The organism is Sphingobium yanoikuyae (assembly GCF_034424525.1).
GTDB classification, from domain to species: Bacteria; Pseudomonadota; Alphaproteobacteria; order Sphingomonadales; family Sphingomonadaceae; genus Sphingobium; species Sphingobium yanoikuyae.
The window spans coordinates 2,992,544-3,016,208 of record NZ_CP139979.1; the positions used below are offsets into that span (position 1 = coordinate 2,992,544).

At 65.8% G+C, this 23,665-nt stretch carries 26 protein-coding genes; 13 read left to right on the forward strand and 13 right to left on the reverse strand.

Features of this window, described 5'->3' with window-relative positions; translation table 11 throughout:
* Positions 1-9: 9 nt before the first annotated feature.
* The 3 genes from U0025_RS13815 to U0025_RS13825 are packed head-to-tail and all read right to left on the reverse strand — an operon-like array spanning position 10 to position 2,261.
* The gene (locus U0025_RS13815; protein WP_004207987.1) at positions 10-186 is read right to left on the reverse strand and encodes a YegP family protein; all 177 of its coding nucleotides are present in this window, start codon (positions 184-186) and stop codon (positions 10-12) included.
* Positions 187-207: 21 nt separating this feature from the next.
* On the reverse strand, positions 208-1,311 hold the full coding sequence (locus U0025_RS13820) for an NAD(P)/FAD-dependent oxidoreductase (protein ID WP_004207988.1): 1,104 nt from the start codon (positions 1,309-1,311) through the stop codon (positions 208-210).
* Positions 1,308-2,261, reverse strand: coding sequence for an alpha/beta fold hydrolase (locus U0025_RS13825; protein ID WP_004207989.1), 954 nt, complete (start codon positions 2,259-2,261; stop codon positions 1,308-1,310). Before U0025_RS13825 ends, U0025_RS13820 begins: the two co-directional genes overlap by 4 nt.
* 49 nt (positions 2,262-2,310) lie before the next feature.
* On the opposite strand from U0025_RS13825, the gene U0025_RS13830 reads away from it, so the two are divergent.
* The 8 genes from U0025_RS13830 (at position 2,311) to U0025_RS13865 (ending at position 9,973) form a co-directional block, all read left to right on the forward strand.
* Entirely contained in the window at positions 2,311-2,784 is a 474-nt protein-coding gene (locus tag U0025_RS13830) for an A24 family peptidase (protein WP_004207990.1), read from the forward strand.
* Positions 2,785-2,835: 51 nt separating this feature from the next.
* Positions 2,836-3,849, forward strand: coding sequence for a Flp pilus assembly protein CpaB (gene cpaB, locus U0025_RS13835; protein ID WP_004207991.1), 1,014 nt, complete (start codon positions 2,836-2,838; stop codon positions 3,847-3,849).
* Between the two features lies 1 nt (position 3,850).
* Positions 3,851-5,374, forward strand: coding sequence for a type II and III secretion system protein family protein (locus U0025_RS13840; RefSeq protein WP_004207992.1), 1,524 nt, complete (start codon positions 3,851-3,853; stop codon positions 5,372-5,374).
* Between the two features lie 16 nt (positions 5,375-5,390).
* Complete coding sequence (locus tag U0025_RS13845) at positions 5,391-6,044, forward strand: CpaD family pilus assembly protein (protein WP_004207993.1); 654 nt, start codon at positions 5,391-5,393, stop codon at positions 6,042-6,044.
* A gap of 1 nt (position 6,045) precedes the next feature.
* Positions 6,046-7,341, forward strand: a complete 1,296-nt coding sequence (locus U0025_RS13850; protein WP_004207994.1) for a P-loop NTPase — start codon at positions 6,046-6,048, stop codon at positions 7,339-7,341.
* A 62-nt stretch (positions 7,342-7,403) separates the two neighbouring features.
* Positions 7,404-8,402 carry a type II secretion system F family protein gene (locus tag U0025_RS13855; protein ID WP_004207995.1) on the forward strand — a complete coding sequence of 333 codons (999 nt, stop codon included), beginning with the start codon at positions 7,404-7,406 and terminating at the stop codon, positions 8,400-8,402.
* Positions 8,403-8,420: 18 nt separating this feature from the next.
* Complete coding sequence (locus U0025_RS13860; RefSeq protein WP_004207996.1) at positions 8,421-9,410, forward strand: type II secretion system F family protein; 990 nt, start codon at positions 8,421-8,423, stop codon at positions 9,408-9,410.
* A gap of 134 nt (positions 9,411-9,544) precedes the next feature.
* Positions 9,545-9,973 (forward strand): DUF2147 domain-containing protein, encoded by a 429-nt coding sequence (locus tag U0025_RS13865; protein WP_004207997.1) that lies wholly within the window; start codon positions 9,545-9,547, stop codon positions 9,971-9,973.
* 67 nt (positions 9,974-10,040) lie between these two features.
* Here U0025_RS13865 and U0025_RS13870 read toward each other — a convergent pair whose 3' ends face one another.
* Positions 10,041-10,379 carry an ArsR/SmtB family transcription factor gene (locus U0025_RS13870; RefSeq protein WP_004207998.1) on the reverse strand — a complete coding sequence of 113 codons (339 nt, stop codon included), beginning with the start codon at positions 10,377-10,379 and terminating at the stop codon, positions 10,041-10,043.
* Positions 10,380-10,667: 288 nt separating this feature from the next.
* On the opposite strand from U0025_RS13870, the gene U0025_RS13875 reads away from it, so the two are divergent.
* Both U0025_RS13875 and folP read left to right on the forward strand, forming a co-directional pair.
* A complete protein-coding gene (locus U0025_RS13875) occupies positions 10,668-11,801 on the forward strand; it encodes a site-specific DNA-methyltransferase (protein ID WP_010336249.1) in 1,134 nt (377 codons plus the stop codon).
* 80 nt (positions 11,802-11,881) lie between these two features.
* On the forward strand, positions 11,882-13,006 hold the full coding sequence (folP, locus tag U0025_RS13880) for a dihydropteroate synthase (protein WP_004208000.1): 1,125 nt from the start codon (positions 11,882-11,884) through the stop codon (positions 13,004-13,006).
* Positions 13,007-13,030: 24 nt separating this feature from the next.
* Here folP and U0025_RS13885 read toward each other — a convergent pair whose 3' ends face one another.
* The 6 genes from U0025_RS13885 to U0025_RS13910 form a co-directional block, all read right to left on the reverse strand.
* Positions 13,031-13,723, reverse strand: a complete 693-nt coding sequence (locus tag U0025_RS13885) for an aspartate/glutamate racemase family protein (protein ID WP_004208001.1) — start codon at positions 13,721-13,723, stop codon at positions 13,031-13,033.
* A 155-nt stretch (positions 13,724-13,878) separates the two neighbouring features.
* Entirely contained in the window at positions 13,879-15,300 is a 1,422-nt protein-coding gene (locus U0025_RS13890) for an NAD(P)(+) transhydrogenase (Re/Si-specific) subunit beta (protein WP_004208002.1), read from the reverse strand.
* Complete coding sequence (locus U0025_RS13895) at positions 15,300-15,584, reverse strand: NAD(P) transhydrogenase subunit alpha part 2 (protein WP_004208003.1); 285 nt, start codon at positions 15,582-15,584, stop codon at positions 15,300-15,302. The genes U0025_RS13890 and U0025_RS13895 overlap by 1 nt, the downstream gene beginning before the upstream one ends.
* A gap of 1 nt (position 15,585) precedes the next feature.
* Positions 15,586-15,897, reverse strand: a complete 312-nt coding sequence (locus U0025_RS13900) for an endonuclease domain-containing protein (RefSeq protein ID WP_051156948.1) — start codon at positions 15,895-15,897, stop codon at positions 15,586-15,588.
* Between the two features lie 183 nt (positions 15,898-16,080).
* A complete protein-coding gene (locus tag U0025_RS13905; RefSeq protein ID WP_004208005.1) occupies positions 16,081-17,205 on the reverse strand; it encodes an NAD(P) transhydrogenase subunit alpha in 1,125 nt (374 codons plus the stop codon).
* 36 nt (positions 17,206-17,241) lie between these two features.
* Positions 17,242-17,367 (reverse strand): aa3-type cytochrome c oxidase subunit IV, encoded by a 126-nt coding sequence (locus U0025_RS13910; RefSeq protein WP_004208006.1) that lies wholly within the window; start codon positions 17,365-17,367, stop codon positions 17,242-17,244.
* Positions 17,368-17,521: 154 nt separating this feature from the next.
* Between U0025_RS13910 and U0025_RS13915 the strand changes: the two genes are divergently transcribed.
* From U0025_RS13915 to U0025_RS13925, 3 genes are all read left to right on the forward strand, one after another.
* Complete coding sequence (locus U0025_RS13915) at positions 17,522-18,958, forward strand: sigma-54-dependent transcriptional regulator (RefSeq protein WP_004208007.1); 1,437 nt, start codon at positions 17,522-17,524, stop codon at positions 18,956-18,958.
* A gap of 94 nt (positions 18,959-19,052) precedes the next feature.
* A complete protein-coding gene (locus U0025_RS13920) occupies positions 19,053-19,688 on the forward strand; it encodes a hypothetical protein (protein ID WP_004208008.1) in 636 nt (211 codons plus the stop codon).
* A gap of 75 nt (positions 19,689-19,763) precedes the next feature.
* Entirely contained in the window at positions 19,764-20,264 is a 501-nt protein-coding gene (locus U0025_RS13925; RefSeq protein ID WP_004208009.1) for a GNAT family N-acetyltransferase, read from the forward strand.
* Position 20,265: 1 nt separating this feature from the next.
* On the opposite strand, the gene U0025_RS13930 is transcribed toward U0025_RS13925, so the two are convergent.
* From U0025_RS13930 to guaB, 3 genes are all read right to left on the reverse strand, one after another.
* Positions 20,266-20,784: a tetratricopeptide repeat protein gene (locus tag U0025_RS13930; protein ID WP_004208010.1), complete on the reverse strand. Its 519-nt coding sequence runs from the start codon at positions 20,782-20,784 to the stop codon at positions 20,266-20,268.
* A 92-nt stretch (positions 20,785-20,876) separates the two neighbouring features.
* Positions 20,877-22,052, reverse strand: coding sequence for an RsmB/NOP family class I SAM-dependent RNA methyltransferase (locus U0025_RS13935; protein ID WP_004208011.1), 1,176 nt, complete (start codon positions 22,050-22,052; stop codon positions 20,877-20,879).
* A gap of 118 nt (positions 22,053-22,170) precedes the next feature.
* On the reverse strand, positions 22,171-23,628 hold the full coding sequence (guaB, locus tag U0025_RS13940; protein WP_004208012.1) for an IMP dehydrogenase: 1,458 nt from the start codon (positions 23,626-23,628) through the stop codon (positions 22,171-22,173).
* Positions 23,629-23,665: the final 37 nt, after the last annotated feature.

Sequence of the window (23,665 nt, forward strand, 5' to 3'; positions counted from 1 at the left end):
CCGCACGGATTATTCGGCTTCTTCGATCGGCGCGCCGGGGCCATTCTTCAGGATCGACTCGATCGCATTCTTCGCGCTCGCCTTGGAGCTGTAGCCCTCGGTCCAGAAGATGATCTCGGCATTATATTTGAACTTGGCCACGAACTCGCCGGCCTTGTTCTTCTCGATCACGAACTTGTGCGCCATCATGCTCTCCTGCTGGTTGCGCTATCGAAACCGTTCGGGAGCATAAGCAGCGATATCGAGGCTGGCAATCGCCTGCGGCACGGCTCCGCCAGTCAACAGGCTGGCGCCCAGCAGCGCGGCCGCCGGCGCAGTCTGGATGCCGAAACCGCCCTGCCCGGCAAACCAGAAGAAACCCTCGACCGCCGGCTCGAAGCCATAGACCGGCACGCGGTCCGGCGCGAAGCTGCGCAGCCCGGCCCATTTGCGCTCGACCGCCGCGATCCGCCAGTCGACCGCCGCCTGGAACCGGTCGATGGCCTGCGCGATCGCCAGTTCCTCGGGCGCGGCGTCACAGGGGGGCGAGGCAACCTCGTCATGCGGCGTCAGCCAGATCCGCCCCTGCCCCTCCGGCTTGAAATAGAAGCCGCCCTGCATGTCCATCACCAGCGGCATCTCGTCGGCTGGCATATCCTCCAGCCGCAACTGCACCACCGTCCGGCGATAGGGCGTGATGCCGACCGGCGCGACACCGCAGGCCACAGCGACATCGTCCGCCCAAGCCCCGGCGGCATTGACCAGCAGGCCGCATTCGATCGGCCCGTCACCGGTCTCGATCCGCCAGCCATCGCCCTGTCGTTCGGCGTGCTCTAGCCTTGCCCCCAGCCGCATTTCGCCGCCCAGCTTGCGGAACCGACGCAGATAGGCCTGATGCAGCGCCGCGACATCGATGTCGCGGCAACTCGGTTCCAGCACGCCCAGCACCCAGTCGGGCCGCAGCCCCGGCACCAGACTGGCCGGATCGACCGGCTGCAATTCGACCGCCCCGGCAAAATCGGCCAGCAGCGCGTCGCGCAAGCCTTCATCCCCGGCCCGGCCGATATGCAGCGTGCGGCGCGGCGACAAAAAGGAGCCGTCGAAGAAATCGGGATCGGGCGACTCCAGCAACGCGCCCGAGGCCGTGGTCAACGGCTGGACCACCGGCCCGCCATAGGTTTCTTCCCAGAAGGCGACCGATCGCCCCGTCGCATGATAGCCGGCGCTGTCCTCCATCTCCAGGATCAGCACCCGCGCCGTTTCCGCCAGCACCCCGCCCAGGCTGGCGCCTGCAATCCCGCCACCGACAATCACGATATCGGGTCTGTTCAACGGGCAACCTCATCCAGGAAACGGTCGATCCGCCCCAGCGCATCGAGCCGCACCGGGTCGAGCTCGCGCAAAATTTCATGCGCGGCCTCGCGCCCATAGACATGCAGGCGGGCATCGGGCAAGCGCGCCGCGATCCGCCGGATCGCCGGCGTCGCCACCAGCCGGTCGCAACTGGCCGCCAGGACCAGGGTCGGCACCGCGATTCGCTCCGGCCCGTTTCCCGCCTCCAAGGCGCGAGTCGACTCGAGCGCCAGCCGCACCCAGTTCCAGCTCGGCGGCCCCAGCGCGATGTCCCGGCTATGGTCCCGCCACCAGATTTCATCGGCGTAGCGATCGGGATCATGGGTCAGCCGCTTCTGTCGCATCTGGCGCTGCCGCTCGCTCTCTTCCTTCTGCGTCCAGGCCCGCTTTTCCCCCTGGCCGATCGCACACATGAAATTGGCGATCGCCACCGCCAGCCAGCGCGGCAGCGGGGCCGTATGCAGCCCCAGCATCGGCGCCACCGCAACGGCCGCATCGGGCTTCGGCAGCCCCTCTGCCAGCGCCCGCAGCAGCATATGCCCGCCCATGCTGTGGCCCAGCATGACCGTCGGGCCACTGCTCTCCGCGCGCCAATCATTTGAAAGCGCGCGCAAATCGTCAATCCACCGGGCGAAGTCGTCGATATGGCCGCACAGCGGATCATCGGTCAGCCGGCCCGACCCGCCCTGCCCGCGCCAGTCGAAGCTGGTCACAGCCCAGCCCCGCTGCGCCCAGTGGTGGATCACCTCCAGATATTTCTCGATCATGTCGCCACGACCGTTGAGGATCAGCATCCGGCCACGGGTGCCAGCGCCCAGCCGATAGCGGCGGATCGGCCAACAGTCGGAGGCCTGCCAATAATCGAGCTGGCCACCCATCGGCCAGGCGCGACGGTCAAGGGCGGGCGACGGGAAGATCGGCGAATCCATGGGCCATGGTTACGGTTTGGTAAGCCATATGGTCTAGTGCCTGACCCTCATGTTGGGGGAATATTTCAGACTGGCGCTGATCGCCGCACTGGGCATTCTGCTGATCGCAGCCGCGATCACGGACCTGCGCGCGCGCATCATCTCCAACCGGCTGAACCTGGGTGTCGCCGCCCTGGCGCCACTATGGTGGATCGCCTGCGGCTTGCCGCTCTGGCCGGGCATGGCGGTGCAGTTGCTGGTCGGCCTGCTGGTCTTCGTCCTGTTCGCCGCGCTGTTCGCGTTCGGCATGATGGGCGGGGGCGATGTGAAGCTGCTCGGCGCGCTGGCGCTGTGGTTTCCGTGGCAGGCGGTGCTGACCCTGTTGACGCTGATGGCGATTCTGGGCGGCGCCGTGACGATCGTCACGGTGATCCACCACCGCCTCCGCCGGAAGCAGGGCCCACCCGAAATACCCTACGGCGTAGCCATATCGATCGCCGCCCTTTGGTTACTTGGCGAACGATATCTTAACCAATTTGCGTGATGATTGGGCCCCTGGGGGCAGGCCGCCCATTTGAGAAAGGCGAGTTTCGTCATGGATGCTAAGAAGATCGTGCTGCTGGTGGGGGCGCTAATCATAGCGGTCACTACAGCCTTGCTTGCGCGCAGCATGCTGAGTTCTTCATCTACGCCGCAGGTGAACGCGGCCGCAATGCCGAACGAGGCGGACCAGCCGCATGTTCTGGTGGCGACCAAGGCCCTGCCGGTGGGGACCATCCTGGACGCGGAAAGCTTCCGCTTCCAGCCCTGGCCCAAGGATCTGATCGAGGCCGCCTATTATCTCAAGGGCCAGGCCGATCCGCTCAAGCTTGCAGGCAGCGTCGTGCGCAACGCGATCACCGCCGGCCAGCCGCTGACCCAGGGCGCCGTCATCCGTCCGGGTGACCGCGGCTTCCTGGCCGCCGCGCTCGGCCCCGGCATGCGCGCCGTCACCGTGCCGGTCTCGGCCCAGAATGCGGTTGCCGGCTTCGTCTTCCCTGGCGACCGCATCGACCTGGTGCTGACCCAGACGGTTTCCGGCGGCGGCGATGGCGCCCCGCTCAAGGTTTCGGAAACGATCCTGCGCAACCTGCGCGTGCTCGCCACCGACCAGCGGACCGACGCCATGGGCCCCGATGGCAAGCCCGTCGTCCAGACCTATTCCAACGTCACGGTCGAAGTGACGCCCAAGATTGCCGAAAAGCTCGCCGTGTCGCAGACCATCGGCTCGCTGTCGCTGTCGCTGCGCTCGATCGCCGACACCGCATCGGACCTTGACGCGGCCATTGCCGGTTCCGACGTCGACCTGCCCGATGGCACCAATCCGGGTTCGGAAAAGTCGATCATTGCCAAGATCGCGGCCCGCCCGGTCGATCGCGGTTCCACCTATTCCACGGGCGCCGACGTGTCGCGCTACCAGCGCAGCAGCGTCCCGGCCAAGCCTGATGCCGGCATGCCCGCCATGGCAGCACCCGGTGGCGCACCGGTCGGCACGGCCGTCTTCAAGGGGCCGACCGTCCGCATTGCCCGCGGCACCAATGTGACCGAAGTTCCGGTCGGGGGGAAGTAAGATGAACGCTTACCAGATGCTCGCGCGGCACAAGGCGGCCCGTCCGCTCGCCGCCCCGGCGATCGCGCTTGGCCTGGCGCTTGCCATGGTCGCCGCGCCGACCACGGCGCTCAACGCCGCCCCCGCAGCCGATCAGGACAATGCGATCCTGATGTCGGTCGGCGGCAGCAAGGTCGTCAACCTGCCGGCCAAGATGTCGGACGTCGTCATCGCCAACCCCGACGTTGTCGATGTCCATGTCCGGACCAATAACCAGCTCTATCTGATCGCCAAAAAGCCGGGCGAAACCACCGTCTTCGTGACGGCCGGCAATGGCAAAGTGCTGTTTTCCGGCACGGTTCGGGTCGGCAACAACCTGACCACCATCGACGACATGCTGCGCCTGGCGATGCCGGGTGCCAATATCGCCGTCAACAAGATGAACGGCATGGTACTGCTGACCGGGACGATAAAGGCGCCCGAGGACGCGGCCGAAGCCGAACGCCTGACCCAGGCCTTCGTCGGCAAGGACGTGACCGTGGTCAGCCGCCTGCTGATGGCGACCCCGCTTCAGGTCATGCTGCAGGTCAAGATCGCCGAAGTCAGCAAGGATGTCGGCCACAAGATCGGCACCAACTTCACCAGCCAGGACAATAGTGGCGGTAAATTGGGCGGCGTCATCGGTGGCGGCAGCCGTGATTTCGCCAGCTATGATTCGGCCAACAACAGCTGGTCGTTCACGACTCCCGTCGATGGCTCCTACAGCCTTGGCGGCGTTGCCCGCCTGTTCGGCATGGACATTGCCGGTGCGCTCGACCTCGCAGAATCCAGCGGCCTGGCCAGTACCCTGGCCCAGCCGAACCTGACCGCCCTGTCGGGCGAAACCGCCAGCTTCCTGGCCGGTGGCGAATATCCCTATACGGTCAATAACGGCCCCTCGTCGGGCAACAGCATCCAGTTCAAGCAATATGGCGTGCAACTGGCCTTCACCCCGACGGTTCTTGCCGACGGTCGCATCTCGCTGCGCGTCCGCCCGACCGTGTCGAGCCTCGACTTCAGCGTCAGCAGTTCGGTGCCCGCACTCAAGAGCCGTACCGCCGAAACCACCGTCGAACTGGGTTCAGGCCAGGCCTTCATGATCGCCGGCCTGCTCAACAATGAAGCCGCCAACAACGTCAACAAGGTGCCGGGCCTGGGCAATGTCCCGATCCTGGGCAGCCTGTTCAAGTCGCGCAGCTTCCAGCGTAACGAGACCGAGTTGGTGATCGTCGTGACCCCCTATCTGGTGAAGCCGGTCAACGCGTCCGACATTCGCCTGCCAACCGATGGCTTCCGCAACGCCAATGTCGGCCAGGGCCTGTTCCTGCAGCAGATGCATGACGGCGTCAGCGGAGCGCAGCCAAATATGCCGACCCGCGCACCCGGTTCGCCCGTGGCGCCCACGCCCGGCCCGCAGGCATCGATCGCGGCGCCCGCGCTGGCCGCCCGCGACGAAGATCGCTCGTCCGGCAAGTCGGGCGGCGCGACCCCCGGCTTCAGTTTCTGACGGAAGGACGAAAGACATGACTTCCACCTCCCGCAAGACCCTCGTCCGCCTCGGCGCCATCGCCCTGCTGGCGCTGCCATTGGCGGCCTGCTCGACCGACAGCGTCAATCGCGGCGTGGACTCGGTCCATCAGCCGGTCGTCAGCTATGCCAGCTACACGTTCGACGTGCAGGCCGGCGGCGCTCGCCTCGCGCCCGCCGAAGCCGCGCGCCTCGACGACTGGTTTGCCACGATCAAGCTTGGCTATGGCGACCAGGTCGCGATCGTCACTGACGCCGGCTATTACAGCCCCGATCTTGGCGAAGACATCGCCAATGTCGTCGCCCGCCATGGCATGCTGCTCGGCCAGGACAGTTCGGCCGCCGCCGGCTCCGCGCCCGAGGGCACCATCCGTCTGGTCGTCCGCCGCACCACCGCGTCGGTTCCCGGCTGCCCCGACTGGTCGAACAAGGCCGAAACGCCGATGAGCCTGGGCGCGTCGTCCAATTTCGGCTGCGGCGTGAACAGCAATCTGGCGGCAATGGTTGCCGATCCCGAAGATCTGGTTCGTGGCCAGAGCACGGACAGCGAATTGCGCACCGCGACCTCGAACCGCGCCATTTCCACCTATCGCGACAAGGCGCCGACCGGCTCGGGCGACCTCAAGCAGCTCTCGAACGGAGGCCAGTAAGATGAACGCACCCTGGAAACATGGTTCCGTGGGCCAGCGCGACCCCTTCCACGCCTTCGTCTGCGACGACCACAGCTTCGACCTGCTCCGTGCGGTCGCCTCCGAAATGGGCTGGGCACCGGAAAAGGTGAACAAGGGCGGCATGCGCAACGCGGTGCAGAGCCTGTCGATCACCGCCAGCCCGCAGATCCTGTTCGTCGACATGTCGGAAAGCGGCGATCCGCTGAACGACATCAACAGCCTCGCCGAAGTGTGCGAACCCGGCACCGTCGTGATCGCGGCGGGCCAGGTCAATGACGTGCGCCTTTATCGTGATCTGGTCGCCAGCGGCATCCAGGACTATCTGCTCAAGCCCTTCGGCGCAGACCAGTTGCGCGACGCACTGGCCCAGGCCCAGGCCGTCTTCCTCGCCCCGCGCGACGCCGGGCCGGAACGCCCGCACATGACGGTTGCCGTCGTCGGCACCCGTGGTGGCGTCGGCGCATCCAGCATGGCAACATCGCTCGCCTGGATGCTGAGCGAGAAGAAGAAGCGCCCGACCGCGCTGCTCGATCTCGACATCCATTTCGGCACCAATGCGCTGGCGATGGATCTGGAACCGGGCCGTGGCCTGACCGACGCGATCGAGAATCCCAGCCGCATCGACGGCCTGTTCATCGAGCGCGCCATGGTCCGCGCCAGCGACATGCTGGCCATCCTGTCGGCCGAAGCGCCGATCAACCAGCCGATGATGACCGACGGCGGCGCCTTCTACCAGTTGCTGGAGGAGTTCCGTCAGGCGTTCGAATGCAGCATCATCGATCTGCCGCGCAACATGCTGATCCAGCACACACACCTGATGACCGACGTCAATGTCGCGGTGGTGGTGACCGAACTCAGCCTGGCGGCGGCGCGCGACACGATCCGCATCCTGTCCTGGCTCAAGTCGAATGCACCGCAGGCCCGCATCCTGGTGGTCGCCAATCGCGTCCATCCCGGCGCGCCGGAAATCAGCCGCAAGGATTTCGAACAGTCGATCGAACGCAAGGTCGATGTGATCGTGCCGTTCGACCTGCGCATCGCGGCCCAGGCCGCCAAGCTCGGCAAGACGCTGGCCGAAACCGCCAAGGGCAGCAAGGTCGGCGCCGCCTGCACCGCCATGATGGACGAAGTTCTGGGTCTGGCCGGCGATGAAGCCGATAATCCGGGCGCCAAGTCGACAGCCAGGAAGGGAGATTCCCTGCTCGGCAAGATCGGCGATTTCAAGAGCATGATCCCGTCGCGCCGCAAGGACAAGGCGACGGCACTGGAAGGCTGACGCGCGGGCCGCTTCAGGGCGGCCCCGCACAGCCATATTCACGCACGGGGAACGGGCGAACAATGGACGGCAATTTCCTTCTGATCTTGGTGCTGGTCGCGACCATGCTTGGCCTGGTCGTGGTCGCCTTTGCCGGCCCCTCGCCCGACAAGGCGCAGAAACGCCGGGTCGCCCTGATCCGGGGCCGTCACAGCGATTCCACCGAGGCGATGATGGAAGCGCGCATGCGCAAGGCCATCTCCACTCGGGCGACCGGCAACGAAGCCAAGATGCTGGTCTCGCTGATCCCCAATCCGGAGAATCTGGCCAAGCGCATCCGCATGACCGGCAAGAAATGGACGCTCAGCCAATATATGACGTCCTGCGCAGTGGTCTTTCTGCTAACCACCCTGCTGCTTCTGATGCGCGGCTTCCCCTTCCTGCTGGCCCTGATGGTCGGGCTGGCGGCAGGCCTTGCCTTGCCGCATCTGTGGGTTGGCCGCCTGATCAACAAGCGGATCCATCAATTCAACGCCAAGTTCCCCGATGCGCTGGAACTGCTGACCCGCGGCCTGCGCTCGGGTCTGCCGGTCGGCGAGACGCTGGGCATCGTGTCGAGCGAAATCCCCGGACCGGTCGGTGAGGAGTTCAAGCTGATCACCGAACGGATCAAGATCGGCAAGAGCATGGACCAGGCGCTGCAGGAAACCGCAGATCGCCTCGGCACGCCGGAATTCCAGTTTTTCGTCATCACCCTGGCGATCCAGCGCGAAACCGGCGGCAACCTCGCCGAAACGCTGCAGAACCTTGCCACCGTGCTGCGCCAGCGCGCCCAGATGAAGCTCAAGATCCGCGCCATGTCGTCGGAATCCAAGGCGTCGGCCTATATCATCGGCGTCCTGCCTTTCCTCGTGTTCGGCATGATCTGCTACATCAACTTTGGCTATATGAGCCCCTTCTTCACCCCCGATCCGGCGGGCATTTTCGGGCTCTCGACCATGCAGGTCGTCGGCATTGGCGGCATGTGCTGGATGGCCATCGGCGCCTTCATCATGGCCCAGATGATCAACTTCGAGATTTGACGGGGAACGGATAGAGATATGGACGCCCCTACCCCCACCGGCACCCTGTTCGGCATGACCGCGACCGATTTCGGGACGCTGCTTGCCGCGCTGGCCACGCTTGCCACCCTCTACGCGCTCTATGCCGTGATGACGGTGCGCGATCCGATGGCCAAGCGGGTCAAGGCGCTCAACGAACGCCGCGAACAGCTCAAGGCCGGCATCACCGCCTCGACCGCCAAGCGCCGCGCCAAGCTGGTCAACAAGAACCAGACGACCGACCAGATGCGGTCCTTCCTGACCAGCCTCAAGGTGCTGCAGGATGACCAGCTCAAGGACGCGCAGATTCGCCTGGCCCAGGCCGGCATCCGGTCCAAGGACTGGGCCGTCGCCGTCATCTTCGGCCGCATGATCATGCCGATCCTGATCGGCGGCACTGCTGCGATCCTGCTTTATGCCGTGGGCATCTATCCCGAATGGGGCGGCGCCAAGCGCTTCATGGCCTTCGCCGGCGCACTGCTGCTCGCCTACAAGGCCCCCGACCTCTTCATCGACAACAAGATCGCCAAGCGCTCCGCCGCGATCCGCAAGGGCCTGCCCGACGCGCTCGACCTGCTGGTCATCTGCGCCGAGGCCGGTCTGACCGTCGATGCCGCCTTCAGCCGCGTCGCCCGCGAACTGGGCCGCGCCTATCCCGAACTGGGCGACGAGTTCCAGTTGACGGCGATCGAGCTCAGCTTCCTTACCGAACGCCGCATGGCGTTTGAAAACCTCGCCACGCGCGTGAAGCTGGACGCGGTCAAGGGCGTGGTCACGACCATGATCCAGACCGAGAAATATGGCACGCCGCTCGCCTCCGCGCTGCGCGTGCTGTCGGCCGAGTTCCGCCATGAACGCATGATGCGCGCCGAGGAAAAGGCCGCCCGTCTCCCCGCGATCATGACCGTGCCGCTGATTCTCTTCATCCTGCCGACCCTGTTCGTCGTCATCCTGGGTCCGGCCGCCTGCTCGATCAGCACGGCTTTCTAAAAAAATTCAGACCAAGGAGGGGGCGCTGCCGTAGCGTCCCCTCTTTCCGTTTCCGTAAACTGCAAGCGAAGCGCTGGCGCGCCGCATTTTCCTCCCTTATTCTCACCCTCAACCCAAAAGGAGAGGATCGCATCATGACCATCAAGACCGGCGCTCGCGTCGCCATCGCCGCTCTGACCGCCTTCACCACCGCCCTGCCCGCTTATGCCGCCCAGCCCATCACCGGCCGCTGGTCGACCGTCGATGGCAAGGCGATCGTCCAGATCGCACCCTGCGGAAAGAGCATCTGCGGCAAGATCGAGAAGATCGTTAAGCCGACGCCCGGCCGCCCCCAGACCGACATCAAGAACCCCGATCCGGCGCTGCGCTCCAAGCCGCTGGTCGGCCTTGCCCTGCTGTCGGGCTTCAGCGATGCCGGCGATATCTGGAAGGGCACGATCTACGACCCGGAAAGCGGCAAGAGCTATACGTCCAAGGTCAGCCGCAATGGCGACGGCACGCTCAAGGTTCAGGGCTGCATCGCCTTCTTCTGCAAGACCCAGACCTGGACGCCGCTGCGCTGATCCCGCGCACAGCCTGGAAAACCGAAAGGGGCCAATGGCGCCCCTTTTCCTGTCAGCAGTTTCCCGTTCAATCTCCGGCATGTTCCATCGGCGTGAAGCGCTGCGACCAGAGCGCACCATAGATCGCCATCCACTGCACCACCGGCCCCAGCCCCTTGGTCCGCGCCGCGAACCAGGTTTCGCGCCCCGTCCGCCGGGCCGTCACCAGACCGGCGCGCTTGAGCTTGCCCATATGGCGCGACACCATCGGTTGCGACACGCCGGCCACGGCAGTCAGCGCCACGACATTCTGCTCCCCTTCGCGCACCAGATATTCCAGCAGGGCACGTCGCGTGCCGTCGGACAGCGCCTTGAAGAGTGAATCGCTGTTCGCTCCAAGATCGCCTCTGAATTTCACTTCCGTCATGCAAATTTCATAATCATCTGGTTATGAGTTGGTCAAGCGGAGGATGATTTTCGACTCGGCCGCGCCATTAACTAAAAAAAGTGCGAACCGCCTTCCCGCTGAGTCTTTTGAGTCACACCACCCGATGATGAGTCTCCCGCGACTCGCATGACTCAATATGTTGTGGCTACCCGCTTCGTTCTCCACCATCCTCGCAATCCTGACAGGGACGAGCGCTAAATCCCTGACCTTGACGGCAGACTCCTGAGGACTCAGTGCTGATGGACGAAACATATGGGGGTTGCACACATGGGTGTCATGGAACGCGTCGCACCGCGGCGGAAGAAGGCGGTTGCGCTCGCGCCGGCACCGGCGATCGAGGCAAACCGCCTGCTGCGCGGTGACTGTATCGCGGAAATGGCCAAGCTGCCCGACGGCTGCATCGACATGATCTTTGCCGATCCGCCTTATAATCTTCAGCTCGGCGGCGACCTGTTCCGCCCCGAGGGCGGCCGCGTCGATGCGGTCGACAATGACTGGGACAAGTTCGACACGCTCAGCAGCTATGACCGCTTCACCAAGGCGTGGCTGGCGCAGGCGCGCCGCATCCTGAAGCCCAATGGCACGATCTGGGTGATCGGCAGCTATCACAACATCTTCCGCGTCGGCGCTGCCTTGCAGGATGAGGGCTTCTGGATCCTCAACGACATCATCTGGCGCAAGGCGAACCCGATGCCCAATTTCAAGGGCACCCGCTTCACCAACGCACATGAAACGCTGATCTGGGCCAGCCAGGGCGAGGATGCGAAGTACACGTTCAACTATAAGGCGATGAAGACGCTCAATGACGAGTTGCAGATGCGCTCCGACTGGGTGCTGCCGATCTGCGGCGGCCAGGAGCGGCTGAAGCGCAACGGCACCAAGGCACATCCCACGCAGAAGCCGGAATCGCTGCTTTATCGCGTGATGCTGTCCTGCACCAAGCCGGGCGACATCGTGCTCGATCCCTTCTTCGGCACCGGCACCACCGGCGCCGTCGCCAAGCGCCTGGGTCGCCAGTGGATCGGCATCGAGCGCGAGCCCGACTATATCGAGGTGGCCGAGGAACGCATTGCCGAGGCGCTGCCGCTCGATGAATCCGCGCTCGCCATCATGCAGACCGCGCGCCAGCAGCCCAAGGTCGCCTTCGGCACGCTGGTCGAGACCGGCTATCTCCAGCCCGGTTCGGTGGTGATGGACAGCAAGCGCCGCTGGAGCGCCACCGTGCGCGCCGACGGCTCGCTCGCCGTGGGCAGCGACACCGGTTCGATCCACAAGCTGGGCGCCACGCTTCAGGGCGCGCCGAGCTGCAACGGCTGGACCTTCTGGCATATCGAGAAGGCGGGCAAGCTCCACCCGATCGACACGCTGCGCCAGACCTATCTGCTCGCCAACGAGCCTTGATTTCCGTCCCCCGTTCGGGTTGAGGCAGCCATAGTTCTTCCAAGACATGGCCCCCACCCGTCCGGGGCGAACGGAGCTTTATGACCCTCTCCTCCATCCCCGCCGACGCCCGGCTCTACCTCAAGCCGACCTGGTTCGTGCCGAGCCCGATCGGCCTGGCGGACGGATCGGCGGCGCGGATGGGCAATGGCCTGATCTGGTTCCAGGCCTATGAACTGACGGCGCGCCATGCCGGCCGCCGCATCGCCCGCGAAACCATCCCGGTCGCCGCGTTCGAGGCGATCACCGCCACCCTGCCCGATCCGCTGGCCGAGCGCGCCCGCCAGCTCGCAACCAACATCTCCGCCCAGCGCGCGCCGCTCAGCCTTGGCGATCGCGTCATCCGCTTCGATGCGCCGCAGGCGATGGCGATCCTCAACATCACGCCCGACAGCTTCTCCGACGGCGGCAAGCATATGACCGACCCGCAAGCGGCGGCCGATGCCGGCTTTGCCATGGCGGCGGCCGGTGCCGCGCTGATCGATGTCGGCGGCGAGTCCACCCGGCCCAAGGCCCCCAAGCTATGGGAAGGCGACGAGATCGCCCGGATCGTGCCGGTGATCGAGAAGCTCGCCGCAGCCGGCGTCGCCATGTCGGTCGACACGCGCAAGGCCGCAGTGATGGAGGCGGCGCTCGCCGCCGGCGCCCATGTCATCAACGATGTCAGCGCGCTGGAACATGATCCCCGCAGCCTGGAGGTCGCGGCCCGCGCCGGCTGTCCGGTGATCCTGATGCACGCCCCTTCGGCCGGTGACGATCCGCACGACAATCCCAACGGCTATGCCGATGTCGTCACCGACGTATTCGACTATCTCGACGCCCGCATCGCCGCCTGCCTCGACGCCGGCATCGCGCGCGAGAAGATCATGGTCGATCCGGGCCTGGGTTTCGGCAAGAGCCTGGCGGACAATCTGGCGCTGGTGAATGGCCTAGCGACCTTCCAGGGGCTGGGCGTGCCGCTGCTCTTCGCCGGCAGCCGCAAGCGCCTGATCGGTGCCCTGTCGAACGAGGCACCGGCGCCAGACCGGCTCGGTGGCTCGGTCGCCCTCGCCTTCCGCGCGGCGCAACTGGGCGCGCAGATGGTGCGCGTCCATGACGTCAAGGAAAGCGTCCAGGCGCTCCATCTGTGGCGGGGCCTGGCCGATGCGGGGCTGAGCGCGGTCTGACACCGCGCCCGGCCATCGCCATCCCTATTCGCTCAGGATGAAGTCGACGCCCGCCATGGCGTGGATTTCGGTGCAGTCGTAGATCGGCAGCACATTGGCCTTCACGTCGACGATCATCTCCAGTTCGGTGCAGGCCAGCACAACCGCCTGCACATCCTCCTTGGCGATGTCGGTCAGTTCCGACTTCATGAAACGCTCGGAATCGCGGTTGATCTTGCCGACGGTCAGTTCGTCATAGACGATCCGGTCGATCCGCTCGGCCAGCGCGACATCGGCCGGCAGCAGCGACACGCCGTGCGACACCAGCCGCTGGCGATAATATTTCTCGGTCATCACGTTGCGCGTGCCGATCAGCGCGGCGCGATCGATCCGGTCGGCCTTCATCCGCGTGCCGACGACATCGGCGATGTGGATGATGGGAATGGCGATGCTCGCCTGGATCCGGTCATAGATGCGGTGCATGCTATTGGCACAGATCAGCAGGGCTTCGGCCCCGCCCTGCTCCAGCCGCTGGGCCGCGCCGATCAGATGGCCTGATGCGCAATCCCAGTCTTCCTGCGTGATGCAGCCGGAAACCTGTGCGAAATCCAGGCTTTCGATCAGCAGCCGCGCACTGTGCTGGCCACCCTTGGCCCGGTGGATCGCCTGGTTGATGATCTCATAATAGCGGGCGGTGGACGTCCAGCTGAGACCACCAATCAGACCGAGTTTACGCATGTCGCTCCCAATATGGGGGCGCCTGTCCGGCCCCGTGCGGGCCGGGCATGTCGGTGCCCCAGCCCTTCTTTTACGAAAGATGCCGGCTTCGACAAGTCAGGACGATCCACCCGCCCCGTCGACGGGGCGATCCGGCGCGGGTGGATCGGGTCACTTTAGTGGGCCAGCGCCTTGACGATCTCTTCGACCATCTTCTTGGCGTCGGCCAGCAGCATCATCGTGTTGTCCATGTAGAAGACCTCATTGTCGACGCCGGCATAGCCGGCCCCGCCCATGGAGCGCTTCACGAACAGCACCGACTTGGCGTTGGCGACGTCCAGGATCGGCATGCCATAGATGGGCGACGTCTTGTCGGTCTTGGCCGCCGGATTGGTCACGTCATTGGCGCCGATGACGAAGGCGACGTCGGCCTGGCCGAACTCGCTGTTGATGTCCTCCAGCTCGAACACCTCGTCATACGGCACGTTCGCTTCGGCCAGCAGCACGTTCATGTGGCCGGGCATGCGCCCTGCGACCGGATGGATCGCATATTTGACGTTCACGCCTTCCTTCTTCAGCAGGTCGGCCATTTCGCGCAGCGCATGCTGCGCCTGGCTGACCGCCATGCCGTAACCCGGCACGATGATGACATTGTCCGCCTGGCTCATCAGGAAGGCCGCATCCTCGGCGCTGCCGCGCTTGTAGGGACGGTCGACCGCCGCCGCGCCGCCGCCCGACGGGCCGGCTTCCGCGCCGAAGCCGCCAGCGATCACGCTGATGAAGCTGCGGTTCATCGCCTTGCACATGATGTAGGACAGGATCGCGCCGGAACTGCCCACCAGCGCGCCGGTGATGATCATCGCCGTGTTGCCCAGGGTGAAGCCCATGGCGGCGGCGGCCCAGCCCGAATAGCTGTTCAGCATCGACACCACGACCGGCATGTCCGCGCCGCCGATCGGGATGATCAGCAGGAAGCCGATGACGAAGCTCAGCGCCGTCACAGTCCAGAAGATCCAGGGCGACTGGTCGGTCACGAAATAGGCGGTCAGGCCCAGGATCGCCGCCAGCGTCGCCAGATTGATGACATGGCGGCCCGGCAGCATGATCGGCTTGCCCGACATATTGCCGTTCAGTTTCAGGAAGGCGATGACCGACCCCGAGAAGGTGATCGCGCCGATCGCGACGCCCAGCCCCATCTCGATGCGGCTGGCATTGTGGATCTCGTTCGTCAGCGGATCGAGAATGCCGAACGCGCCGGGATTGAGATAGGCGGCCGCGCCGACCAGCACGGCCGCCAGACCGACCAGCGAGTGGAAGGCCGCGACCAGCTGCGGCATCGCCGTCATCTCGATGCGACGGGCGATGATGAAGCCGATGCCGCCGCCGATGGCGATGGCGCCCAGGATTTCGGGCAGGCTCAGCACGTCATGGGTATAAAGGGTCGTGACCACGGCAATCGCCATGCCGACCATGCCCATGCGGTTGCCGCGACGGCTGGTCGACGGGCTCGACAGGCCGCGCAACGCCAGGATGAAGAGGACGCCGGAAACCAGATAGGCCAGCGCAACGAAGGGCGAGACGGGCGCAAGCTCGTGCATCACTTGCGCTCCTTCTTCTTGTACATGGCCAGCATGCGTTCGGTCACGGCAAAGCCGCCGAAGATATTGACCGACGCAAAGACCACCGCGACCAGCCCCAGCAGCTTGGCCGCCAGGCTACCGGCCTCCGCTGACGCGACCAGCGCGCCGACGATGATGACCGACGAAATGGCATTGGTAACCGCCATCAGCGGCGTGTGCAGCGCCGGCGTCACCGACCAGACCACATAATAGCCGACGAAGCACGCCAGCACGAAAATCGACAGGATGGCAATGAAGTCCATTCTAGTCCTCCCCACTTGTTTCGACTGCCCTGGCCAGGATCGCGGCTACGGCATTGTCCCTATCATTCATGATTGCGGCGGCCGGCAGACGCAGAACGGACAGTCCCCGTTCCGCAAACCAGCAGTCGCGCTGCTCATCCCTCATCGGCGCATCCCCTCTTGCATGCGCTTCGCCGTCCAGCTCGATCACCAGCCGCGCCTCATGACAGTAAAAATCTGCCACATAGGGACCGGACCGGTGCTGACGGCGAAATTTCAGACCTTGCGGTCTTTGCCTCAATATCTGCCAGAGCAGGACTTCCGGCTTCGACATCGCCTTGCGCAACTGCCGTGCCCTGTTCGCCTGCCCTTGCAGCACATCATCCTCCCCTGGAAGGGGAGGTGGCTGGCGAAGCCAGACGGAGGGGTGTCCCGCTCATGACAGGGCGATACCCCTCCACCAGCCTGCGGCTGGTCCCCCTCCCCTTGCAGGGGAGGATGGGGACCATGGCCCGCATCAGCTTGCCAGCAGCCGTTCGTTGACGACCTTGCCCCCCTGGGTCAGGCGGATGGCGTTGCCGATTTCCTCGTCCAGCACCGGCGCGTTCCTCTCCTTGTCCCAGAAGGCGGACAGGAAATTATAGAGATTGCGCGAGAACAGGGCGGAGGTGTCGGCGGCCAGGCGGCTGGGCACGTTGCGATGGCCCACGATCTTGACGCCGTGGCGCACGACCACTTCGCCGGCGACCGCGCCCTCGACATTGCCGCCCTGCTCGACCGCCAGGTCGACGATCACGCTGCCCGGCTTCATCGATGCGATCTGCGCGTCACTGATCAGGCGCGGCGCAGGCCGGCCAGGGATCAGCGCGGTGGTGATGACAATGTCCTGCTTGGCGATGTGCGACGAGACCAGCTCGGCCTGGGCCGCCTTATATTCGTCCGACATTTCCGTGGCATAGCCACCGGTGCCTTCACCCTCGATGCCGGCCACCTTCTCCACGAAGATCGCCTTGGCGCCGAGCGATTCGATCTGCTCCTTGGTCGCGGCGCGCACGTCGGTCGCGCTTACCTGCGCACCCAGCCGCCGCGCGGTGGCGATCGCCTGAAGGCCGGCCACGCCCACGCCCATGACGAAGCATTTGGCCGCCGACACGGTGCCCGCCGCTGTCATCATCATCGGGAAGGCACGGTCATATTCGGCCGCCGCGTCCAGCACCGCCTTGTAGCCCGACAGGTTCGACTGGGACGACAAGATGTCCATCGACTGCGCACGGGTGATGCGCGGCATGAATTCCATCGCCAGCGCCTCATAGCCACCGGCGGCATAGGCATCGACCCGCGCCCGCTCGCCGAACGGGTTGAGGCCCGCGACGATCCAGGCGCCCGGTGCCGCACCGCCAAGGCTGGCCGGATCAGGGCCTTGCACGCCCAGCAGGATATCGGCCCCCGCCAGCGTCGCGGCACGATCGCCAACGCTGGCACCGGCCGCCGCATAGGCGTCGTCGGCAATCGACGCCGTCGCGCCAGCGCCAGCCTCGACGGCCACGCTTGCGCCCAGCGCGATGAATTTCTTCACGGTCTCGGGCGTACCGGCCACGCGCCGTTCGCCCGCAGCCTGTTCCTTCAATATCGCAATTTTCATTATATCAGCATCCCCCTCCTATAGCGTCGACATGGCTCAGCTGGAGATCAGCAGCACGACAATCGCGGCAACGATGAGGCAGGCAATGGTGCCCCACTTCACGAAGCCGACAAACCCTTCATAGGTCTGGGTTGCGCTCTTGATGTTCCCGTCAGAAGCCATATCCGTTCCCCTAGTTATTACATCGTTGTGCAACCTCTTATCCTGTCCCCCCACCCCCCTCAAGCCGTAGGGGCACAAGAAAATCTTTACAGGTTAAGGGCGCTTTTACCCCCGGCGCCTAGGATGACCTCCTGTTTGCACAAGAGGGGTCCAGATGGTTCGCGAAGGCGTTCCCTTGCTGATGTTGATCGACGACGAGCCGGCGCAGCGCCGGCTAGTGTCTGCGCTGGCCGCGCGCGCGGGATGGCGGACCATCTTCGCCAGCGATGCCGAAACCGCCCTGGCGACGCTGGGCACGCAGGACGGCATGCAGCTCAATGCGGTCCTGATCGATCAATGGAGTCCGGATTTCGATCCGGCCGACCTGATCGGCGACATCCATGCGCAGCGCCCCGCCCTGCCGATCCTGGTGCTGACGGCGCATAACAGCGTCGCCGTCGCGGTGCAGGCGATGCGTGCGGGCGCCACCGATTATCTGTCCAAGCCGATCGCGCCCGAACGGCTGCTCGCCGCGCTCAACGCGACGCTGGAGGGCAATGTGCGCGGCGAACTGCGCCCGCTCACCGAGAAGATCAGCGCCCCGCTGGCGTTCGAGGATGTCGTCGGCGCCGCCCCCCAGTTCCGCACCGCCCTCGCCATCGCCGCCAAGGCTGCACGCGCCCGCGTGCCGGTGCTGATCGAGGGTGAAAGCGGCGTCGGCAAGGATGTCGTCGCCCGCGCCATCCATGCCGCCTCGCCGCGCCACAAGCAGGCGATGGTGACCGTCAATTGCGGCGCGATCCCCGCCAACCTCGTCGAATCAGAACTGTTCGGTCATGAACGCGGCGCCTTCACCGGCGCGTTCGACCGCCATGTCGGCAAATTCCTGTCAGCCGACATGGGCACCATCTTCCTCGACGAAGTCAGCGAAATGCCGCTCGACGCGCAGGTCAAGCTGCTGCGCGTGCTTCAGGATGGCGAGGTGCAGCCGATCGGCGCACGCCGCCCCGTCCATGTCGATGTCCGCGTCATCGCCGCCACCAACAAGAAGCTCAGCGACGAGATCGAGGCCGGCCGGTTCCGCGAGGATCTCTATTATCGCCTCAACGTCGTGCAGTTGACCGTGCCCCCATTGCGGGAGCGCATGGGCGACATTCCTGCCCTTTGCCGCCATCTCCTCGCCCGCATCGCGACCCAGCCGGGCCTGCGGGGCCTGGGCCTCACCGACGATGCGCTGGCGCTACTGATGCAGCATGACTGGCCGGGCAATGTCCGCCAGCTCCAGAACGCCCTGTTCCGCGCTGCCGTGCTGTGCGAGGGCGATGCGCTGACCCCGCATGACTTCCCGCAGGTCGCCGCCCATATCCTGTCGCGCGGCGCCAGCGGTCCGCGCCAGCGCGCCGCCGCCACGCCGCCGCGTGAAGCCGCCGGCATCACCCTGTTCGAAGGCGACGGCCATGTCCGCCAGCTCGCCGAGATCGAGGCCGACGTCATCCGCCTGGCCATCGGCCATTATCGCGGCCGCATGACCGAAGTCGCCCGCCGGCTGGGGATCGGCCGCTCGACCCTCTATCGCAAGCTCGCAGAACTGGGCATCGACAACGCGGCCTGATCGCGGGACCGGGCGCCCTGCGGCTGGGGCATATTGTCGCGGGGGTTCCGCTACGGCGTTGAATTATCCCCGCGCCTATGCTTTTGAACGGGGCATGAAAGCGCCCCTCCTCGCCGCCTGCTCTCCCCTCCTGCTGCTGGTCGCCTGTGGCCGCGCCGAACCGGTCGCGGACATGCCGAGCCAGGAGGAACTGGCCGCCGCCGCCAATGCGGCCGCTGCCAATGCGCTGGCCAACGCGCAGAAGGATGATGCCGGCGACAGCCGCAACTATGTGAATATCGACCATGGCTATTCCGTCACCATGCCCGAAGGCTGGATGAAGGATGGCGAAGCCAGCAATGCCGATGGCGTCGTCTATCAGGATCCCGGTGCGGGGGCCGATGTCCGCGTCTTCTGGCAGAAGAATGACAATGACCAGACGCTGCAGCAGATTGTCGAGGCGCTGTCCGACGGCGCGGAGGGCGTGGATGGCGATTTCATCGGCGAGAATGAATATCGCGGCACCGCCAATGACGGCGAAGGCAATAATGTCGCGCTGCGCCTGCTGAAACAGCCTGACGGCGCGATCGTCACCGCCACCTTCGTCTATCCCGAAATGCTGAGCGAACAATATCAGCCGATCGCACAGGCCCTGCTCGACAGCCTGCGCATCTTCGCACCCAAGGCCCAGACGCCGGAGGGGGCCAGCGCCACGGCCACGCCCGCACCGGCCGCCAACGCCAGCAACTGACCGGCGGCTTTCGGCGCGGTCGTTCGTTTCCGTCCGCGTCGATCATTCCGAACCGCTGCCAGGAAGCCCAGCCCCTTGCCCCTGATCCGCCCCTTCGCCCCCGCCGACCAGCCGGGCATTCTCGACCTGATCCTTGGCATCCAGCGCGACGAATATGGCATCGCCATCACCGCAGCGGACCAGCCGGACCTCACTGACATAGCCGGCTTCTACCTGCCCGGCGCCGGCGGCTTCTGGGTCGCGGAGGAGGACGGCCGGATCGTCGGCACGATCGCGCTCAAGGATATTGGCCAGGGTCAGGGCGCACTGCGCAAGATGTTCGTGGCATCCAGCTATCGCGGCCGCGCCGCCGGCGTTGCCCAGGCGCTGCTCGGCCATCTGCTCGACGCGGCGGCCGACCGCGGCCTGGCCCAAATCTATCTCGGCACCACCGCCCGTTTCCTGGCGGCGCATCGCTTCTACGAGAAGAATGGGTTCGCGCTGGTCGAAGCCGACGACCTGCCGCCCGCCTTCCCCAGGATGGCGGTCGACACGCGCTTCTACGAACGATCGATCGAACCGGCGAAAGCCGGATAGATTACGGATTATCGGTGCTGTTGGCCTTGGCGCCCGGCACCGCTTCCTTGCTGGTCATCGCGACTGCCGGCGGTCCCTTCTGGATCGCGGCATTGAGCTGCGCGACCTCGGGGCAGCTGCCCTTGCACAGGTTCTGCGCCTGGGCGAGATTTTCCTTGGCCTTGGCGATCGCGCCCTTCTCGACCATCGCCTCGCCCTGGCCGGCGATCGCGGTCACGTCGGTCGGGTCGAGCAGCAGCGCTTCCTTGTAGAGGCGGATGGCCTTGCCCTGCAGCCCCTGCGCCCGCGCCACTTCGGCCAGTTCGATATAGGCCGCACGGTTGCGCGGATCGATCGCCAGCGCGCTTTCCAGCGCATCGGTGGCACCGGTCAGATTGCCCGCCTTGCGCGCCGCCTCGCCCGCCTTCTGCCATTCGATCGACCGCGGTTCGATCTGGGCATCGGGGCGCTGGGTCAGGCCCACGCTGGAAACGGTGGTCAGAAGGACGGCAAGGGCAATCGAGGCCGGGGTGAAACGCATCAAAATCTCCAGCCATGTTTCAGGCATTGACTCAGGCCCGCAGACCGAAGGGCAAGTGTCGCTATTTTGCGCGCGCTTGTCCATGGCCTGTTTCAGGCGGTCCTCCGCAGCCGGGCGAAGTAGAAGCCATCGGTGCCGTCATGACCGGGCGTCAGCAGCAGCCCATGGCCATGGGCGCGGCCCATATCCGCTGCGATCGGCTCGGCACTCCAGCCGGCCTGACGCGCCAGAAACGCATCCACCTGATCCCGCCCCTCTCTGTCGGTCAATGCGCAGGTAGCATAGACCAGCAAACCGCCGGGCGCCAGCAAGGGCGCGGCGAAATCCAGGATCCGGGCCTGTTCCGACACCAGCCGGTCGAGCCGCGCCTGGGTCAGGCGCCAGCGTGCCTCGGGATTGCGGCGCCAGGTGCCCGTACCTGAACAGGGCGCGTCGACCAGCACGATGTCGGCCTGCCCCACCAGCGGCGCCAGCGCGCGCGCCTCATGCCCCTGGTCCAGCAGCAGCCTCTCGATACAGGTCACACCCGCCCGCTCGGCACGCGGCGCCAGCCGGTCGATCCGGTTGCGGATCGTGTCGGCGGCGATCAGCCGGCCCTTGCCGCCCATCGCCGCAGCCAGCGCCAGCGTCTTGCCGCCCGCCCCCGCGCACAGGTCGATCACCGTCTGCCCGGCCTGCGCCCCGCATGCCGCGGAAATCAACTGGCTGCCAGCATCCTGCACCTCGACCGCGCCGCGCTTCCACGCCTCGCTCTGCTCGACCGGATAGCCCTCGGGCAGGCGCAGTGCGTCCGGGATGCCCTCGATCGGCGTCGCATCCGGCAATTCGGGCGCCACTTGCGCGGGCGTCGCCTTCAGCCGGTTGACGCGCAGGTCCACCGGCGCGCGGCCCAGCAGGGCGTCCTGCTCCACCGGCGCGGCCAGCAAGGGCTGCAACCATCCCGGCACGGCGCCAGCCGCTGCGCCTGCTTCGCCCGGTTCGATCGGCAGCGGCGCATGGGTCGATCCGTCGAACAGCGCGGCCAGCTCGGGCTGCGCCTCGACCAGGCCGATCATCGCCGCGCGGCCGGCCTCGGGCCGATCGGCGACGCGGCGGATCGCGTCATAGACATGGTCGCGCACCGCGCGGCGATCGCGCGACCCGGCATAGCGCCGTTCCTTGAAATAGCGCGCGATCAGCGTGTCCGCCGCCGGCCCGCCATCACGGGCGGCGGCGATGATCGCGTCCAGCAGGTCGATCGCGGCTTGGATACGGGCGGATGGAGTCATGTATACCTTCCCCCCTCCCTTCCAGGGAGGGGCTTGGGGGTGGGTGCCTCCGCAGGAGGCTCGCTCCGCTCGCTACCCACCCCTACCCCTCCCTTCGAAGGGAGGGGAATGAAATGGGTTAGCGCGTCGGATAGTTGGGGGCCTCACGCGTGATCGTCACGTCGTGGACATGGCTTTCCGACAGGCCGGCATTGGTGATCTGGACGAAGCGGGCGCGTTCCTGCAGATCCTTGATGGTGCGGCTGCCGGTATAGCCCATCGCCGCCTTCACGCCGCCGACCAGCTGATGGATGACATCCTTAGCCGGCCCCTTGAACGGCACCTGGCCTTCAATGCCCTCGGGCACCAGCTTCATCTGGTCCTTGATGTCGGCCTGGAAATAGCGATCGGCGCTGCCGCGCGCCATCGCACCGACGCTGCCCATGCCGCGATAGCTCTTATAGGCGCGCCCCTGGTACAGGAAGGTTTCGCCCGGCGCTTCGGCCGTGCCCGCCAGCAGCGAGCCCACCATGACGCAGCCGGCGCCCGCGGCCAGCGCCTTGGCGACGTCACCCGACGTGCGCAGGCCGCCGTCGGCGATCACCGGCACGCCATGCTTGTGCGCTTCATTGGCCGAATCCATGACGGCGGTCAGCTGCGGCACGCCCACGCCGGCAACGACGCGGGTGGTACAGATGGAGCCGGGGCCGATGCCGACCTTCACGCAGTCCGCGCCGGCGTCGATCAGCGCCTTGGTCGCTTCGGCGGTGGCGACATTGCCGGCCACGACCTGGACATGGTTGGACAGCTTCTTGACCGCTTCCACCGCGACCGCGACCTGCTTGCTGTGGCCATGGGCGGTGTCGATGACGATCAGGTCGCATTCCGCGTCGATCAGCGCCTTGCTGCGCTCCAGCCCCTTGTCGCCCACGGTCGATGCAGCCGCGACGCGCAGCCGGCCCGACGCATCCTTGGTCGCCTGCGGATAGGTGACGGCCTTCTCGATATCCTTGACGGTGATGAGGCCGACGCAATGATAATTGTCATCGACCACCAGCAGCTTTTCGATCCGGCGGGCATGCAGCAGGCGCATCGCCTCATCCTGGCCGACGCCGGCCTTGACCGTCGCCAGATTGTCCTTGGTCATCAGCTCGCTGACCGGCTGGCCGGGATTCTCGGCAAAGCGGGTATCGCGATGGGTCAGGATGCCGACCAGCTTGCCGCTGGCCTCGACAACCGGAATGCCGCTGATCCTGTGGCGCTGCATCAGCATCTGCGCGTCGGCCAGCGTGGCGGTCGGCAGGATGGTGATGGGATTGACGACCATGCCGCTTTCGAAGCGCTTGACCGCACGGACCGCATCGGCCTGTTCCTCGACCGTCAGGTTACGGTGCAGCACGCCGATGCCGCCCAACTGCGCCATGACGATCGCCATGTCGGCCTCGGTCACCGTGTCCATCGCCGACGACAGGATCGGGATGTTCAGCTTGATCGCCTTGGTCACATGGGTCGACGTATCCGCCTGGCTGGGCAGCACATCGGATTCGGCGGGCTGCAACAGCACGTCGTCAAAGGTGAGGCCAAGGCGGATGTCCATGTGAAAGCCACTTTCTGCTGCGCGGGTCGGGCGGAGG

Excerpts from the sequence above, each read along its gene's own strand:
- U0025_RS13815 (WP_004207987.1), bottom strand. The coding sequence starts at position 186 with ATGGCGCACAAGTTCGTGATCGAGAAGAACAAGGCCGGCGAGTTCGTG.
- U0025_RS13825 (WP_004207989.1), bottom strand. The coding sequence starts at position 2,261 with ATGGATTCGCCGATCTTCCCGTCGCCCGCCCTTGACCGTCGCGCCTGG.
- U0025_RS13830 (WP_004207990.1), top strand. The coding sequence starts at position 2,311 with ATGTTGGGGGAATATTTCAGACTGGCGCTGATCGCCGCACTGGGCATT.
- cpaB (WP_004207991.1), top strand. The coding sequence starts at position 2,836 with ATGGATGCTAAGAAGATCGTGCTGCTGGTGGGGGCGCTAATCATAGCG.
- U0025_RS13840 (WP_004207992.1), top strand. The coding sequence starts at position 3,851 with ATGAACGCTTACCAGATGCTCGCGCGGCACAAGGCGGCCCGTCCGCTC.
- U0025_RS13845 (WP_004207993.1), top strand. The coding sequence starts at position 5,391 with ATGACTTCCACCTCCCGCAAGACCCTCGTCCGCCTCGGCGCCATCGCC.
- U0025_RS13850 (WP_004207994.1), top strand. The coding sequence starts at position 6,046 with ATGAACGCACCCTGGAAACATGGTTCCGTGGGCCAGCGCGACCCCTTC.
- U0025_RS13855 (WP_004207995.1), top strand. The coding sequence starts at position 7,404 with ATGGACGGCAATTTCCTTCTGATCTTGGTGCTGGTCGCGACCATGCTT.
- U0025_RS13860 (WP_004207996.1), top strand. The coding sequence starts at position 8,421 with ATGGACGCCCCTACCCCCACCGGCACCCTGTTCGGCATGACCGCGACC.
- U0025_RS13865 (WP_004207997.1), top strand. The coding sequence starts at position 9,545 with ATGACCATCAAGACCGGCGCTCGCGTCGCCATCGCCGCTCTGACCGCC.
- U0025_RS13870 (WP_004207998.1), bottom strand. The coding sequence starts at position 10,379 with ATGACGGAAGTGAAATTCAGAGGCGATCTTGGAGCGAACAGCGATTCA.
- U0025_RS13875 (WP_010336249.1), top strand. The coding sequence starts at position 10,668 with ATGGGTGTCATGGAACGCGTCGCACCGCGGCGGAAGAAGGCGGTTGCG.
- folP (WP_004208000.1), top strand. The coding sequence starts at position 11,882 with ATGACCCTCTCCTCCATCCCCGCCGACGCCCGGCTCTACCTCAAGCCG.
- U0025_RS13885 (WP_004208001.1), bottom strand. The coding sequence starts at position 13,723 with ATGCGTAAACTCGGTCTGATTGGTGGTCTCAGCTGGACGTCCACCGCC.
- U0025_RS13890 (WP_004208002.1), bottom strand. The coding sequence starts at position 15,300 with ATGCACGAGCTTGCGCCCGTCTCGCCCTTCGTTGCGCTGGCCTATCTG.
- U0025_RS13895 (WP_004208003.1), bottom strand. The coding sequence starts at position 15,584 with ATGGACTTCATTGCCATCCTGTCGATTTTCGTGCTGGCGTGCTTCGTC.
- U0025_RS13900 (WP_051156948.1), bottom strand. The coding sequence starts at position 15,897 with ATGTCGAAGCCGGAAGTCCTGCTCTGGCAGATATTGAGGCAAAGACCG.
- U0025_RS13905 (WP_004208005.1), bottom strand. The coding sequence starts at position 17,205 with ATGAAAATTGCGATATTGAAGGAACAGGCTGCGGGCGAACGGCGCGTG.
- U0025_RS13910 (WP_004208006.1), bottom strand. The coding sequence starts at position 17,367 with ATGGCTTCTGACGGGAACATCAAGAGCGCAACCCAGACCTATGAAGGG.
- U0025_RS13915 (WP_004208007.1), top strand. The coding sequence starts at position 17,522 with ATGGTTCGCGAAGGCGTTCCCTTGCTGATGTTGATCGACGACGAGCCG.
- U0025_RS13920 (WP_004208008.1), top strand. The coding sequence starts at position 19,053 with ATGAAAGCGCCCCTCCTCGCCGCCTGCTCTCCCCTCCTGCTGCTGGTC.
- U0025_RS13930 (WP_004208010.1), bottom strand. The coding sequence starts at position 20,784 with ATGCGTTTCACCCCGGCCTCGATTGCCCTTGCCGTCCTTCTGACCACC.
- U0025_RS13935 (WP_004208011.1), bottom strand. The coding sequence starts at position 22,052 with ATGACTCCATCCGCCCGTATCCAAGCCGCGATCGACCTGCTGGACGCG.
- guaB (WP_004208012.1), bottom strand. The coding sequence starts at position 23,628 with ATGGACATCCGCCTTGGCCTCACCTTTGACGACGTGCTGTTGCAGCCC.